The organism is Mesorhizobium sp. CCNWLY176, assembly GCF_037153935.1.
Classification (GTDB): Bacteria; Pseudomonadota; Alphaproteobacteria; order Rhizobiales; family Rhizobiaceae; genus Mesorhizobium_M; species Mesorhizobium_M zhangyense.
In genome coordinates this window covers 138,072-151,931 of the sequence record NZ_JBBBDZ010000013.1, presented here as the reverse complement: position 1 = coordinate 151,931, position 13,860 = coordinate 138,072, and the positions used below count along the sequence as shown (strand labels likewise).

At 62.4% G+C, this 13,860-nt stretch carries 13 protein-coding genes; 6 read left to right on the top strand and 7 right to left on the bottom strand.

Annotated elements, in window-relative coordinates:
* Nucleotides 1-34: 34 nt before the first annotated feature.
* Nucleotides 35-1,141 carry a TRAP transporter substrate-binding protein gene (locus tag WBQ96_RS20870; protein WP_165120402.1) on the bottom strand — a complete coding sequence of 369 codons (1,107 nt, stop codon included), beginning with the start codon at nt 1,139-1,141 and terminating at the stop codon, nt 35-37.
* 296 nt (nt 1,142-1,437) lie between these two features.
* On the opposite strand from WBQ96_RS20870, the gene WBQ96_RS20865 reads away from it, so the two are divergent.
* Nucleotides 1,438-2,211, top strand: a complete 774-nt coding sequence (locus tag WBQ96_RS20865) for a gamma-glutamyl-gamma-aminobutyrate hydrolase family protein (protein WP_119815355.1) — start codon at nt 1,438-1,440, stop codon at nt 2,209-2,211.
* Nucleotides 2,212-2,416: 205 nt separating this feature from the next.
* Here the strand turns inward: WBQ96_RS20865 and WBQ96_RS20860 are convergent, their stop codons facing one another.
* The 4 genes from WBQ96_RS20860 to WBQ96_RS20845 form a co-directional block, all read right to left on the bottom strand.
* The gene (locus WBQ96_RS20860) at nt 2,417-3,406 is read right to left on the bottom strand and encodes a 2-hydroxyacid dehydrogenase (protein ID WP_336553655.1); all 990 of its coding nucleotides are present in this window, start codon (nt 3,404-3,406) and stop codon (nt 2,417-2,419) included.
* Between the two features lie 31 nt (nt 3,407-3,437).
* A complete protein-coding gene (locus WBQ96_RS20855; RefSeq protein ID WP_091915423.1) occupies nt 3,438-4,460 on the bottom strand; it encodes a LacI family DNA-binding transcriptional regulator in 1,023 nt (340 codons plus the stop codon).
* 65 nt (nt 4,461-4,525) lie between these two features.
* Nucleotides 4,526-5,467, bottom strand: coding sequence for a DMT family transporter (locus WBQ96_RS20850; RefSeq protein WP_336553653.1), 942 nt, complete (start codon nt 5,465-5,467; stop codon nt 4,526-4,528).
* A gap of 115 nt (nt 5,468-5,582) precedes the next feature.
* Nucleotides 5,583-5,990 carry a DUF2000 family protein gene (locus WBQ96_RS20845; protein WP_336553651.1) on the bottom strand — a complete coding sequence of 136 codons (408 nt, stop codon included), beginning with the start codon at nt 5,988-5,990 and terminating at the stop codon, nt 5,583-5,585.
* Between the two features lie 30 nt (nt 5,991-6,020).
* Here WBQ96_RS20845 and WBQ96_RS20840 point away from each other — a divergent pair, with 30 nt between their 5' ends.
* Complete coding sequence (locus WBQ96_RS20840; RefSeq protein ID WP_336553650.1) at nt 6,021-6,920, top strand: AraC family transcriptional regulator; 900 nt, start codon at nt 6,021-6,023, stop codon at nt 6,918-6,920.
* Nucleotides 6,921-6,943: 23 nt separating this feature from the next.
* Here WBQ96_RS20840 and WBQ96_RS20835 read toward each other — a convergent pair whose 3' ends face one another.
* Entirely contained in the window at nt 6,944-7,417 is a 474-nt protein-coding gene (locus tag WBQ96_RS20835) for a MarR family winged helix-turn-helix transcriptional regulator (RefSeq protein WP_336553647.1), read from the bottom strand.
* 212 nt (nt 7,418-7,629) lie between these two features.
* The gene (locus tag WBQ96_RS20830; protein ID WP_336553645.1) at nt 7,630-8,364 is read right to left on the bottom strand and encodes an intradiol ring-cleavage dioxygenase; all 735 of its coding nucleotides are present in this window, start codon (nt 8,362-8,364) and stop codon (nt 7,630-7,632) included.
* Nucleotides 8,365-8,536: 172 nt separating this feature from the next.
* Between WBQ96_RS20830 and WBQ96_RS20825 the strand changes: the two genes are divergently transcribed.
* From WBQ96_RS20825 to WBQ96_RS20810, 4 genes are all read left to right on the top strand, one after another.
* Entirely contained in the window at nt 8,537-9,598 is a 1,062-nt protein-coding gene (locus WBQ96_RS20825; protein WP_336553643.1) for a CobW family GTP-binding protein, read from the top strand.
* A gap of 159 nt (nt 9,599-9,757) precedes the next feature.
* A complete protein-coding gene (locus WBQ96_RS20820; protein WP_336553641.1) occupies nt 9,758-10,732 on the top strand; it encodes a WD40 repeat domain-containing protein in 975 nt (324 codons plus the stop codon).
* Nucleotides 10,733-10,947: 215 nt separating this feature from the next.
* Entirely contained in the window at nt 10,948-12,330 is a 1,383-nt protein-coding gene (locus tag WBQ96_RS20815; RefSeq protein ID WP_336553640.1) for an aspartate aminotransferase family protein, read from the top strand.
* Nucleotides 12,331-12,361: 31 nt separating this feature from the next.
* The gene (locus tag WBQ96_RS20810; RefSeq protein WP_336553639.1) at nt 12,362-13,747 is read left to right on the top strand and encodes a glutamine synthetase family protein; all 1,386 of its coding nucleotides are present in this window, start codon (nt 12,362-12,364) and stop codon (nt 13,745-13,747) included.
* Nucleotides 13,748-13,860 lie beyond the last annotated feature (113 nt).

The window sequence follows — 13,860 nt, the reverse complement described above, 5'->3', positions numbered from 1 at the left end:
TTCCGGGGTTTTCTTTGAGGTCAGGTTCCTGCGATCAGAGCTTGCCGTTGCGCTGCTGGATCATCATGAACGTATCGTAGTTGTATTCGGCGATCTGCGCCCAGAGGTAGTGCTCCTTGCGGAAGTCCTTGATCGAATCCCAGATCTTCTTGAAGGCCGGGTTGCTCGCTTCCATCTCGGCATAGACCTCGTTGGACGCATTGAAGCAGGCTTCAAGGATTTCCGGGCTGAACGGGCGCAGCTGCGCGCCGCCGGCAACCAGCCGCTTGACGGCCGGCGGGTTCAGGAAGTCGTATTTCTGCAGCATGTTAGCGTCCGCAGCTTGCGAAGCGGTGTGCAGCAGCGACTTGTAGGCCGGCGTAAGCTCTTCATACTTGGCCTTGTTGTAGAGGAAATGGACCGTCGGGCCGCCTTCCCACCAGCCGGGATAGTAGTAGTAGGGCGCGACCTTCTGGAAGCCGAGCTTCTCGTCGTCGTAGGGGCCAACCCATTCGGCAGCATCGATCGTGCCCTTTTCCAGCGCCGGATAGATGTCGCCGCCGGCGAGCTGCTGCGGCACGACGCCGAGCTTCTCGAGAACCTTGCCGGCAAAACCACCAACGCGGAACTTCAGGCCCTTGAGGTCTTCGACCGAATTGATCTCCTTGCGGAACCAGCCGCCCATCTGCACACCGGTGTTGCCGCCCGGCAGGCCGAACAGGCCCTGCGTGCCGAGGAACTCGTTGAACAGGTCGATGCCGCCGCCATGATAGTGCCAGGCGTTGATGCCGCGCGCATTGAGCGAGAACGGCACGGCAGCACCCAGCGCCCATGTGGGGTCCTTGCCCCAGTAATAATATGCCACCGTGTGGCAGGCTTCGACCGTACCGGCAGAGGTTGCATCCGCGGCCTGCAGGCCCGGCACGAGTTCACCCGCCGCGAAGGGCTGGATGGTGAAGTTTCCGTCGGTCGCTTCCGACAGATATTTCGACAGCACTTCCGCGCCGCCATAGATCGTGTCGAGCGATTTCGGGAACGAAGAAGCAAGGCGCCAGGTGACCTTGGGATTGGACTGGGCAATCGCGGGAGCGGCCAGCGTCGTCGCGGCGACGGCCCCGGCACTGGCCAGCCCGGCCTTGCTGATGAATGAACGGCGATCCATGAAGTTCCTCCCTATTGGACCAAGACAGAGGCCGGATACCTTTGAAATATCAGCTTTTCCGGCGTGAGCACCGCCCGAACAATACACAGCACTTGGTCCAAGTCCAGCACCGACGGGACAAACCGCACCCCTTGCAGCAAGGAAATCGCTGTGGCGCGGGATGGCCTAAAACTATAGTCTAACAGGGCCTTTGCTTTTCCAATCACGATCGTCAAACTTAGTTGGAAACCTGCCGGAATATCGCCTATTTTAAAGGCAGAATACCGTCTCGTCCTGAATCGGAAGCAACAGACAAAATGCACCAGCCACTCGTCGCCATATCGACCGATGTACGCCAGTTCGACAACTACACGTGGCATGCCGCGCCCAAGCAATATCTGGAAGCAGCAATTTCCGGGGCCGGCGTGTTTCCCGTGCTCGTGCCCAATTTCGGCGACCGGCTCGACCTCGACCAGCTTCTGGCTTCCGTCGACGGCGTCATGATCACCGGCTCGAAGTCGAACGTGCACCCCTCGCTTTATGGCGGCGACGCCAGCGAAGCCAACGGTCCCTATGATCCCGATCGCGACGCCACCACGCTGCCGCTGATCCGCAAGGCGATCGAATATGGCGTGCCGCTGCTGGCGATCTGCCGCGGCATCCAGGAGATGAACGTAGCCCTCGGCGGAACGCTGGCGACCGAGCTCCAGGAGCGCGAAGGTTCGCTTGATCACCGCGCACCGGTGAGCGATATCCAAGACGAGCGCTTCGCCATCCGCCAGAACGTGACGATCAAGCCGGGCAGCTGCCTTGCCGGCATCTTCGGGCCGGGCGACATCATGGTCAATTCGGTCCACCGCCAGGGAGTCGACCGGCTCGGCTCACGGCTTCAGCTCGAGGCAGTGGCCGAAGACGGCACTGTGGAAGCCGTGTCGGCCAAGGACGCGCGCGCCTTCGCCGTCGGCGTCCAGTGGCATCCGGAATACTGGGTGCAGTCCGACAGCGTTTCGGCCCGTATCTTCAAGGCTTTTGGCGATGCCGTGCGCCAGCACGCTGTCGCAAAGCAGAGCGCCAGAAGCGCAGCGGAATAGAACAATCTTTGAAGGTGGAGCGTCCGCTCGGGGAATGAAACTTCCGAGCATGGTGCTGCCCCTCACCCTTACCCTCTCCCCGTGAAAAACGGGGAGAGGGGGCGTCGGCGTTGGAGCTTCCTCCTTCTCCCCGTCACTATACGGAAGTGCCGGCAGGCGGATGAGGGGCAGCGCAAGCCTTTACGGTTAGCTGACCAAACCCCTATCAACCCTTCGCCTTCACATTCACCGTCTCAGGCACCGGCGCCAGCGCCCTACCTTCTCCGAACCATGAAATAAGATTGTCCACCACGAGGTCGGCCATGCCGTCGCGCGTATGGACCGAGGCCGAGCCGACATGCGGCAGCAATGTTGCGTTGGGCAGGTCCAGCAGCGCCTGCGGCACATTTGGCTCGTCGGCGAATACGTCGAGCCCCGCCGCCGCTATGGTGCCGTTGGCGAGGGCCGCAATCAGGGCATCCTGATCCACCGTCGAGCCACGGCCGATATTGACGAAAACGCCGTCAGGCCCGAGCGCCTTCAGCACTGCCGCATTCACCGCCTTCTGCGTCGATGCCGTTCCCGGCGCAACCGAGATCAGCGTATCGACCGCGCCGGCAAGCCCGGCCAGCGTCTCGTGATATTCATAAGCCAGGCCTTCCACGCGCCTGCGGTTGTGGTAGGCGACGGTCATGCCGAATGCCTCCAGCCGCTGCGCGATGGCAAGCCCGATGCGGCCCATGCCGAAAATGCCGGCCTTGCGTCCGCGCAGTGTGAGCCGGCTCAGCGGATAGTTGCCGTCCTTCGCCCAGCGCCCGCCGCGCAGCCACGCTTCGGCGCGCGGCAGTTCGCGCACGGTGTTGATGAGCAGGCCGATTGCGGTGTCCGCGACCTCCTCGGTCAGCACATCCGGTGTGTTGGTGACCATGACGCCGTGCTTGCCGGCATGGGCGGCATCGACGCCGTCATAGCCGACACCGAAATTGGCGACGATCTCCAGCTTCGGCAAAGCCTGTATGAAGGCAGCGCTCACCGAATTGTCGCCGAGCGACGGCGAGGCGGCGACACCACGCACCGTCTGCTTCATCTCATCCGTTATCAAAGCGGGATCGATCTTGTCGAGGCGCACCAGCCGGAACGCCTCGCCGATGCGTGAGACGGATCGCGGGTGCAGTTTGCCGGGAACAAGGATCGTGATGGCGCTGAGGTCGGTCATGCCTGCTTCTTTCGGTGAGTATCTGGGTGTTTCAGCCGCGCTCTACGGGCTTGCCTGTCGACTGCCGCACATGAAGCTCCGGCCTGATGAGTTCCTGCGATGGCCGAACCGATTGGCCGTTGAGCTTGTCGAGCAGCGCGCTGGCCGCCCGCCGTCCCACTTCGCGCTGGCCGTTCCATACGGTGGTCAGCGCCGGAGTAGCGATCGCCGCCTCCTCCAGATCGTCATAGCCGGTGACGGAGATATCGATGCCAGGTACGAGGCCGGCACGGGCAATACCGTTCATCAGGCCGATGGCGACGAGGTCGTTCCAGCAGCAGGCCGCGGTGGGCTTGTCTTTCAGCGCCAGGAACTGGCCGGCAGCCTCGAAGCCGGCCTGCTTGGTGCGTGGGCCGGGAATACGCCAGCTTGGCCTGACTTCCAGCCCGGCGGCTTCCATCGCGTTCAGGTAGCCCTGATAGCGGTCGCGGCCTGTCGAGGTCTGGTCGGTGCCGCCGATCATGGCGATGCGCTTGTGGCCAAGCGAGATCAGGTGGTTGGTGGCCAGCCCGGTGCCATAGGAATCGTCGCCACGGAAAACCGGCACTTCGGCCCCTTCCACCGTTCGCGCGATCAGCACCGCCGGCAGGCCGTTTTCCTCAGCCATGATGATGTCTTCGGGCGGCGTGCCGATCGCCGGCGACATGATCACACCGTCCGCACCCAGTTGCAGCAGCGTATCGATGAAGGTGCGCTGCTTTTCGAGATCGTCATAGTGGTTGGACAGGATGAAGGTCTGGCGGCTGCGGTCGAGCTCGCTCTCGATGGAGCGCAGGATCTCGGCGAAGAAGGGGTTCATGATGTCATGAACGACGACCCCGACGATGCCTGACCGCGACGTGCGCAGGCTGGCCGCGCGTCGGTTGTAGATATAGCCGATGGCGCGGGCGTGTTCCTTGATGCGGTCCCGCGTCGTGTCGGCCACGAGCGCGCTGTCGCGCAAGGCCAGCGAAACGGTTGCCGTGGAAACGCCGAGCGCATCCGCAATGGTCGAAAGCTTGATCTTCTGTGCCAGAACGTCCTCCCCCGAGCGACGATTTAAACTGTTTAAATCGGCTTATGCCATCGAACACCGGCAAATCAAAGCTTTTTTGCCAGATCCTCGTCTTCCGCATTGGGAACCGTGCGGTTCTTGAGGCGCAACCGGTGCTCGCGGTGGACGATATAGAGGCCGCTGGCGACGATGATGCCGGCGCCAACCAGCGTCCACTTATCCGGGAACTGATCGAAAACCAGATAGCCAGCGGTGATCATCCAGACCATCTGCAGATAGGGATAAGGGGCAAGCGCCGTCGTCGTTGCCTGCTTGTAGGCTTTTATCAGCAGCCAATGGCCGAACCCGCCGAAGAAGCCGAGCGCCAGAAGAATCGCCCCGTGGAAAAGATCCGGTGGCATCGAAGCCGTATAGGGCACGGCGGGCGCCATCAGCACGACCGGAGCAAGTGCTGAATAGAAGATCAGGCTTTCAGGGCTCTCCTTCGCCGACATCGCCCGCGTCATGATGACGTAGAGGCAGTAGCTCACGGTCGAGCACAGCGCATAGAGATGGCCGATCTGGAACGTGACGAAACCCGGCCGCGTGATGACGATAACCCCGACCAGTCCCGCAAGGATCGCCATCCAGCGCCGCCAACCGGCCCATTCGCCCAGCAGAGGCCCGGCAAGCGCGGTGATGACCATCGGCGCGAAGAAATAGATCGACATGGTTTCGGCAAGCTGCAGCGAACGCAGGGCCATGAAATTGAAGATCGTCGAGCCGAACAGGAAGACGCCGCGCAACACCTGCAGCGGCAGGTTCTTGACCCGGAACATCGCCGGATTGCTCCAGCCCCGAAACAGCAGAAACACCAGCACCAGATGGGTGGCAAACCGCACCCATGAAACGAAGGCCGGATCCATGCCTGACAGCACGAGATATTTCGCGCTGGTGTCGAGGCATGAAAACAGGACACCGGCGCAGAATACGAACAGAATCGCAGATGCCGGTGTGGCCTGTTCGGAGGTGGCGGGAGAAGAAGTCACGGGAAGCAGTCGTTTCGGTGATCGTTATCCCCGCTTGTCGGCCACGAAGCAGGTCAGCGCAAGTTGAAAAACACCGCAGGGCGCAATTGTCGGCCGATATGGCAGGATTGCCGGATCAGGCGTGCATGCGCGCACCCTTGACGATCTTGTCGACGAGCTTCTTTTCGGCCCTAAGGGCAATCCCGACAACCTTCGCATCGCCCGGTCCGGACTTGCCGAACACCTCCCGGTTGGCTGCATCATGGCCGGTGGAGAACATCTCCTCGACATAAAGCGAGGTCGTCACGCCGCGCTCCAGCGAACGCCGATGGATCGTCGCCATCGTTGCGCCATCGGCCGAGAGCACGATAACGGGCTGGATCGACATGGGATTGTAAAGATTGCCGGCGGCATCCCGATAGGGATCGCCTATGATGGCCGGAAACTGGGCGACGATGCCGCTGGCGAGAAAGGCCGTGACATTGAGTTCCTGCCAGGTGGCGAGATCGTCTCGCAACACGATTGCAAATTTTGTATCAAACATGAAACGCCTTGATGTTGTGCGGATGTGATTATGCCTGACGATCTAAGCACCGCGCCTTCCCAAGGTCTTGGACGTTTGTGCGCAAACGGGGATGACAACAGGATCATCTCGGCCCCCGCGCTGGCCGGCATCGAGCGCATCGAGGCCCGGTTCTCGGGCAATGCCTTCGACATGCACCGGCACGACACCTATGCGATCGGCGTGACGCTGCATGGCATCCAGACTTTCCGCTATCGCGGCCGGACACGTCACAGCGCGCCGGGGCAGATCATCGCGCTGCACCCCGACGAACTGCACGACGGCGGCGCCGGCACCGAGGACGGCCTGCGCTACCGGATGCTTTATCTGGAGCCGTCGCTTCTTCTCGAATGCCTGGGCAATGAAGGCGGGGCACTGCCCTTCGTCGACGAGGCCGTGCTCAGCGACAATGCGCTTAGCGCAACGTTGCTTTCGGCACTCGGCCCACTCGATCGGGCACTGGACGATTTATTCGTCGACGATTTCGTCATGCAACTGATGCGCAGCCTGTCGCGGCATGCCCGTCGCCCGGCACAGCCGATCGGCAAGCCGGCGCTGCGGGCAGCAAGCCTCGCCCGCGATTTTCTGGATGCAAATGCCATGCGCGTTGTGCGCTCGGAGGAACTGGAAGCTGTGACCGGTCTCGATCGCTACGCACTGTCGCGGCATTTCCGGGCTGTGTTTTCGACAAGCCCGCACCGTTTCCTGTTGATGCGCCGGCTTCAGCGCGCTCGCCGGATGATCGAAACGGGTGAACCACTGGCGGAGATCGCGGTGACCGCCGGTTTCAGCGACCAGAGCCATTTCAATCGACAGTTCAAGAAGGCTTACGGCCTGACGCCGGGCCGTTGGTCCACGCTTACCCGTCCCGCCTTCACCGAAGGAATGTTTCCGCGTCGTGAGTCGGCTTGACGCCGACTAACGCTGCGACGCGCTTAATCTTCTACGAGTTCGATTTCGTCATCCGCCTCGATCGTGGCGGCATCGGAGAGATTGGCTTCGATCCGGGACAGAAGTTTGGCGAGCGCCTTCTGCTCCTTCTTGTCGAGACCCCGAAACGCCTGCTTCTCGGTCTTGCGCACCGATTTCTCGATGGCCCGGATGGTGTCCCTACCCGTCTCGGTCAGGAAGATATGCGCCTGCCGCGCATCGGCTTCGGAGGCGCGCTTTTCCAGAAAGCCCTGCGCCTGAAGCCGGTTTATCGTCTTGGTAATGGTCGGTGGCCGCACGCCGAGCCGCGTCGCCAACTGGCCGGGGGTCTGCCCGTCTTCATGGTCCAGCGACAGCATGATCTGGTCCTGGCCGGCATAGAAGCCGTGCGCAAGAAGCCGCGACGCCAGCGCTGTCCGCGCCAGTCTCGCCGCCGAATGCAGCCGGCTCATGGTCGCGCTCTTATCTGCCTTGGCCATTTTTTACCTTTCCTGGCCGCGCCGTCGCCTTCAGCGCAGAATAGTCCCGGTCTTCACAATGACAATCGGCAAACAGACATATTCCCGGCATTCGAGGCGAAGCTTTGCCGGCAATCGACGATTGTGCCCGCAGCGCTAATGCCAGACGCATATTTCATTTAGATGACAAACTAAAATTGCTTTCGCGCTAATGCAGATTTTTTGCCGGCGGTTCAGGTATCCGCTTTCACGGCGACGACCAGCAGCGCCTCATAAGCGGCCTTGGTCTCGCGCAGGGCTGCTTGCGACATCGGCCCGGCCTGACGCGCGATGCCGTCCTGCGCGTTGAACATATCGCGCTTTTTGGGCCGGTCCGTGTATGGCGCAACCGTCGTGAAAAGGTGCTCGCTGAGATCGTCGGGGAAAAACAGCTGCCCGGTCATCGCCGAATTCGCGTCGGGAAAGACCTTGAAATGGATATGCGTGGTGCGGCCACGATACCAGCCGGGATAGATCGTCTGGAACGAGACGATGCCCTGCTCGTCGCTGTGCTGGATGCCGCGCAGGAATTTCTCGCCGCTCGTGTCGATATCCCGACCGTCGCCCTGCCCGGGATAGCCGGAATAGATGCCCTTGGCATCGCAATGCCAGATATCGACCCGCGCCTTCGCAAGCGGCCGGCACTGGCTGTCGACCGCTTGCAGGCGCACCGTCAGCGGCACGCCTTGCCGGCCTTCCGTGATGTCCTGCCGCTCGAGTTCGGGATCGAAATAGAACGGGCCTTCTGTCACCTCCGGCGTGATCGTACAGACGCCGGCTCCGGGCATCAGCAGCGACGCATCGGCGAATGGCGAACCCACTGCCGCACGCGCAGCAGGTGTTACAAAAGCGCCGCCGGTTGCCGTCACGGCGATCAATCCGAGTGCCTGGCGGCGGTTCATCCTGGTCGCAAATTGCCTGGCTGTCATTGAAACTTCCTTTGCAATGCTGAAGCCCCGGGCCTTCTATCTAGGCGCTTCCACACGCACATCCCAATGACATTTCGGTAATGCCGGCTGGCCGGTTGAACTGCGTGGATTGGCACGTGCAAATCCGCTTTCAGCATCCTATATGGAAGCAACAATCCATCCGAGGACCATCATGAGCGAAGCACAGACGCAGATCCCGGTGACCGTCCTGACCGGCTATCTCGGCTCCGGCAAGACGACGCTGCTTAACCGCATTCTCTCCGAAAACCATGGCAAGCGCTACGCCGTCATCGTCAATGAATTCGGCGAAATCGGTATCGACAACGACCTGATCGTGGAATCCGACGAGGAAATCTACGAGATGAACAATGGCTGCGTCTGCTGCACGGTGCGCGGCGACCTCATCCGCGTGGTCGAGGGCCTGATGCGCCGTCCCGGCCGCTTCGACGCCATCGTCGTGGAAACCACCGGCCTTGCCGATCCTGTTCCGGTGGCGCAGACCTTCTTCATGGACGACGACGTCCGCTCCAAGACCAAGCTCGACGCCGTCGTGGCGCTGGTCGATGCCAAGCACCTGCCGCTGCGCCTGAAGGATTCGCGCGAGGCCGAAGACCAGATCGCCTTTGCCGATGTCATCGTGCTCAACAAGACCGATCTCGTCACGCCGGAAGAGCTGCGCGACGTGGAAGCCACGATCCGCGCCATCAACCCCGCCGCCGCCATCCACCGCACCACCCGCGCCGGCGTGCCGCTGGACACGGTTCTCGATCGCGGCGCCTTCGACCTGAAGCGCGCGCTGGAAAACGACCCGCATTTCCTCGAAGCGCATGATCACGACCACGATCATGAATGCGGCCCCGATTGCGATCACGATCACCACCATCATGACCATGATCACCACCATCATCATCACGGTCAGGCCTCTTCGATCCATGACGTGACGGTGCAGTCGGTGTCGCTGCGCGGCGGCGAGATGGACCAGAAAAAATTCTTCCCCTGGATCGAGAAGATCACCCAGATGGAAGGTCCCAACATCCTACGCCTGAAAGGCATCATCGCCATCAAGGACGACCCGGATCGCTACGTCATCCAGGGCGTCCACATGATCGTCGAGGGCGACCACCAGCGCGCCTGGAAAGACGACGAAAAGCACGAAAGCCGCCTCGTCTTCATCGGCCGCGAACTCGACGCCGAGCGGTTGAAACGCAGCTTCGACGCCTGCCAGGCTGCTTGAGCTCCGCAGCCAATCTGCTGCGTATTTACTGCCGCTCATCCGCCTGCCGGCACCGATCGGGGTCGAACCACTGGTCTCGACCCGTCCTTCGGACCCCGTAAGAAAGGGGAGAGGGTAAGGGTGAGGGGCAGCACAAATCTTTCAATGGAATAGTCCCGCATGCCCACAGTCGCCCCGCTAGACCTCGAAGGCCATTGCATCGCCGCCATATTCCTCGGCGGCGTACCGCATTTCGCGCAGGCCGACGGCGTCGTCCATCGCCTCGACCACGGCCACAAATGGACCGAGCTTCACGACGGACTGCTCTCTACCGCCTATGATGCCGCCCGTTCGCGGCTGGTCACCGGCGGCGAAGACGGCAAGGTGCGCGCCATTGGCGCGAACGACGCCGTCGAAACGCTTGCCGAGGCCGGCAAGAAATGGATCACCAGCGTAGCCAGCGGTCCGCAAGGCGCCATCGCCTTTGCCACCGGCAAGACCGCCACGGTTCGCTTTGCTGACGGCAAGACCAAGGATTTTACCCATCCGCGCTCGGTCGAAGGGTTGGCCTTCGCGCCAAAGGGCATGCGCTTCGGCGTTGCCCGCTACAATGGCGCGACGCTGCATTTCCCCGCCACCGAGGGCAAGCCGGTGGACCTCGAATGGGCCGGCGCCCATACCGGCATCACGTTTTCGCCGGACGGCAATTTCCTCGTCACCTCGATGCAGGAAAACGCCCTGCATGGCTGGAAGCTTGCCGACGGCAAGCACATGCGCATGACCGGCTATCCCCTGAAGGTCAAAAGCATGTCGTGGAGCGCCAAGGGCAAGTGGCTGGCAAGCTCCGGCGCGCCGGCGGCAATCGTCTGGCCCTTCTCGGCCAAGGACGGCCCGATGGGCAAGGCACCGCTGGAACTCGGCACGCGCGGCAATGCCGCCGTCACCTGCGTCGCCTGCCATCCGAGCGAAGACATCGTCGCCATCGGCTACAATGACGGCATGATCATCGCCGCCCGCCTCGCCGACGCCAAGGAAGTGCTGCTGCGCCGCCCCGGCAAGGGCGCGATCACCGCGATGGCCTGGGACAACGATGAAAAGCGCATAGCCTTTGGCTCGGAGGCAGGTGATTGCGGCGTCATCGATATTACGGGCTGAGCTGACTCCGCAATAAAGGATGAAGCTCCACGTAGACGTCCCCTCTCCCCGTTTTTCACGGGGAGAGGGTAAGGGTGAGGGGCAGCGCGACGTTTCAGAACGAACACGCGCCTCCGACAGCACCATCAAACCATCCCCTGCCCCAACCACCCGCCATTGCCTGACCTCACGCCGGACGCTACAAATCCGCCGACAGGGCAAACAGGCAGGTAATCTTGCAATCATCGACAGGCGCGACAGCCACGCAAAGCGGCATTTCCACGTCGCGGATAGACTCCATCCGCACAGCCGAGGCCAAGATCTTCCGCAAGGCGCGGCCGAAATCGGAAGCTGCCGTCGGCAAGGGCGTGAAGGGCTTTTTCGGCGGCGTGCCGATGCACTGGATGAACGACTGGCCCACACCGTTCCCGATCCTCGTCGAGAAGGCCAAGGGCGCGACCATCACCGATGTCGACGGTAACAAGCTCGCCGATTTCTGCCTCGGCGACACCGGCTCGATGTTCGGCCACTCACCTGCCCCGGTTGCCAAGGCGATCCGCCGCCAGAGTCGGCGCGGCCTGACCTACATGCTGCCCAGCGAAGACGCCCTGGTGCTCGGCAAGCTGCTTTCCGAGCGCTTCGGCCTGCCGCATTGGCAGATCGCCACCACCGCCACCGACGCCAATCGTTTCGCGCTGCGCGTCGCCCGCGCCGTCACCAACCGGCCAAAAATCCTCGTCTTCAACGGCTGCTATCACGGCTCGGTCGATGAAACCTTCGTGCGGCTGGACAACGGCAAGCCGGCCAACAAACCCGGCCTCGCCGGCGAATTCCGCGACCTCACACAGGGCACGAAAATCGTCGAATTCAACGACCTACCGGCGCTGGAAGCAGCCCTTGCCGACCAGGATGTCGCCTGCGTCATCACCGAGCCGGTGCTGACCAATTGCTGCATGGTTCTGCCCGAGCCCGGCTTTCTCGACGGCCTGCGCAAGGCGACCCGCGCCACCGGCACGCTGCTGCTGATCGACGAAACGCACACCATCTCCACCGGCCCCGGCGGCTATACCCAGCGCTACGGGCTGGAGCCCGATCTTTTCGTGCTTGGCAAGCCGGTCGCCGGCGGCGTTCCCGCCAGCGTCTGGGGCATGAGCGCCGAGGTCGCGGCTCGCTACGAAGCCTATAACCGCTCCAAGCAGCCCGGCTATTCCGGCATGGGCACGACGCTGTCGGCCAATCCGCTGCAGTTCGCCGCCATGCGCGCCGCCCTCGAAGAGGTGATGACCGGGGAAAACTACGCCCATATGGAAAAGCTCGCCGGCAGGCTCGCCGCCGGGCTGGAGGCAGCGATTGCCAGGAACAAGCTGCCCTGGCATGTCCGCCGCGTCGGCGCGCGCGTCGAGTTCATCTGCGCGCCAGGACCGCTGAAGAACGGCAGCGAGGCCGATGCCGCCCATGCGTCCGAATTGGAAGCGGCCATTCACGTAGCGTTGGTCAATCGCGGCATTCTCATTGCGCCGTTCCACAACATGATGCTGATTTCGCCGGCTACCACCAAGGCACAGGTCGACCGCTTGGTCTCGGCCTTCGGCGACATTGCCGCGCAACTCACGGCGTGAGACAAGCGCCTTTCACAACAGAGTATCCCTGATGACTTCACCCACCGGTTCGACCGCCGACGAGGCCAAGGCGTTTCTCGACGCGCATCCCGAGATCGAAGCCTTCGATATCGTGCTGACCGACGCCAACGGCATCGGCCGCGGAAAAATCATCCGCCGGCATGAGTTGATGGGCATCTATGAGGGTGGCCGGCATCTGCCGATCTCCATCCTCGGCCTCGACATCACTGGCGAGGATGTGCACGAAACCGGGCTGATCTGGGATTCCGGCGATGGCGACCTGCGCGCCTGGCCGATCCCCGGTACGCTGAAGCCGCTGCACGCAACCAACCCGCCGCGCGGCCAATTGCTGATGTCGATGTTCCATCTCGACGGCGCGCCGATGACCTCCGACCCGCGGCTAGCGCTGGTACGGCAGGTGGAGGCGCTTGCGGCAAAGGGCCTGCACCCGGCCGGCGCATTCGAGCTCGAATTTTTTCTCCTGGCAAACGAGCGCGATGCCGAAGGGCGCGTCCAGCCGGCAGGTGCCGTGCTCGACGGGCGCAAAAGCGGCAAGACCGAGGTCTATTCGGTCGATCATCTCCATGGCATGGAGCCGTTGTTTTCCGACATCTACGCCGCCGCCAAGGCGCAAGGCATTCCAGCCGAGACCGTCATTTCGGAATATGCGCCCGGCCAATACGAGCTGACGCTGCACTACCGCAAGGACATCCTGCAGGCGGCAGACGACCTGCTGATGCTGAAGCGGCTGGTGCGCATGCAGGCGCGCCGCCACGGCGTCACCGCCTGCTTCATGGCCAAGCCGATCGAGAAATATGCCGGCTCCGGCATGCACCTGCATGTCTCGCTGCAGGACGATGCCGGCAAGAACGTCTTCACTGAAGCCAAAGAAGGCGAATGGTCGCCCGCGCTGCTGCATGCGCTGGGCGGGCTGGCCGAGACCATGGCCGAATCCATGCTGGTCTTTGCCCCGCATGCCAATTCCTGGCGGCGCTTCGTCTCGCAGTCCTATGCGCCGATCGCGCCGACATGGGGCGTCAACAATCGCTCGGTGGCCCTGCGTGTACCTGCAGGCGACGCAAAAAACCGCCGCATCGAGCATCGTCCGTCAGGCGTCGATGCCAATCCTTATCTGGTCGCAGCGACCGTGCTTGCCGGTATTGCGAAAGGCCTCGACGAAAAGCTCGATCCCGGCCCGGAAACGACCGGCAACGGCTACGAGCAAGGCGCCTCAAGCAGTTCCATGCCCGCCGACTGGCGCTCGGCCATAGAGGCGGCCAAGGGTTCGTCTTTCCTCAAGCAAGCCTTGGGCGAGGACCTGCACCGCACGTTCACAGCGATCAAGGAAGCCGAACTGTTCCGCGTCGTCCGCACGGTGAGCGAGCTGGATTACCATCTTTATCTGCATGAGGTGTGAGGTCGGGGTGCGTCCTTCGAGGCTCGCTTTGCGAGCACCTCAGGATGAGGGAGGTTGGTGCAACCGGGGTCAACCCCCAAGGGGGAGTGGGACGATTTCAGCGCCTTGGCCAT

Bases quoted from the DNA above. Each gene is read 5' to 3' on its own strand.
- WBQ96_RS20860 (WP_336553655.1), bottom strand. From the start codon at position 3,406: ATGACCGACCTCAGCGCCATCACGATCCTTGTTCCCGGCAAACTGCAC.
- WBQ96_RS20845 (WP_336553651.1), bottom strand. From the start codon at position 5,990: ATGTTTGATACAAAATTTGCAATCGTGTTGCGAGACGATCTCGCCACC.
- WBQ96_RS20830 (WP_336553645.1), bottom strand. From the start codon at position 8,364: ATGACAGCCAGGCAATTTGCGACCAGGATGAACCGCCGCCAGGCACTC.
- WBQ96_RS20820 (WP_336553641.1), top strand. From the start codon at position 9,758: ATGCCCACAGTCGCCCCGCTAGACCTCGAAGGCCATTGCATCGCCGCC.
- WBQ96_RS20870 (WP_165120402.1), bottom strand. From the start codon at position 1,141: ATGGATCGCCGTTCATTCATCAGCAAGGCCGGGCTGGCCAGTGCCGGG.
- WBQ96_RS20835 (WP_336553647.1), bottom strand. From the start codon at position 7,417: ATGGCCAAGGCAGATAAGAGCGCGACCATGAGCCGGCTGCATTCGGCG.
- WBQ96_RS20825 (WP_336553643.1), top strand. From the start codon at position 8,537: ATGAGCGAAGCACAGACGCAGATCCCGGTGACCGTCCTGACCGGCTAT.
- WBQ96_RS20840 (WP_336553650.1), top strand. From the start codon at position 6,021: ATGCCTGACGATCTAAGCACCGCGCCTTCCCAAGGTCTTGGACGTTTG.
- WBQ96_RS20810 (WP_336553639.1), top strand. From the start codon at position 12,362: ATGACTTCACCCACCGGTTCGACCGCCGACGAGGCCAAGGCGTTTCTC.
- WBQ96_RS20865 (WP_119815355.1), top strand. From the start codon at position 1,438: ATGCACCAGCCACTCGTCGCCATATCGACCGATGTACGCCAGTTCGAC.